This window comes from Vibrio sp. OPT46, from assembly GCF_015163535.1.
In the GTDB taxonomy this organism is placed as follows: domain Bacteria; phylum Pseudomonadota; class Gammaproteobacteria; order Enterobacterales; family Vibrionaceae; genus Vibrio; species Vibrio alginolyticus.
The window spans coordinates 1-278 of the sequence record NZ_JADDYG010000533.1 but is presented as its reverse complement, the minus strand read 5'-3'; the positions used below and the strand labels follow the sequence as shown (position 1 = coordinate 278).

3 tRNA genes are annotated in these 278 nt (G+C 55.4%); all 3 read right to left on the bottom strand.

The annotated features are described in order from the left end of the window. Positions 1-3: 3 nt before the first annotated feature. Positions 4-79 (bottom strand) — tRNA-Gly (locus IQR33_RS22190). Positions 80-81: 2 nt separating this feature from the next. Further along, positions 82-158: transfer RNA gene (locus IQR33_RS22185), tRNA-Met, on the bottom strand. 42 nt (positions 159-200) lie between these two features. After that, positions 201-276 (bottom strand) — tRNA-Gly (locus IQR33_RS22180). Positions 277-278 lie beyond the last annotated feature (2 nt).

Here is a 278-nt window from a genome sequence, read left to right as displayed (position 1 = left end):
AACTGGAGCGACACACGAGGTTCGAACTCGTGACCTCAACCTTGGCAAGGTTGCGCTCTACCAACTGAGCTAGTGTCGCATTGGTTGCGGGGGCCGGATTTGAACCGACGACCTTCGGGTTATGAGCCCGACGAGCTACCAAGCTGCTCCACCCCGCGTCCGTATTGTGTCACCGTTAAGTACCGTGAGAACTATAAAACTGGAGCGACACACGAGGTTCGAACTCGTGACCTCAACCTTGGCAAGGTTGCGCTCTACCAACTGAGCTAGTGTCGCAT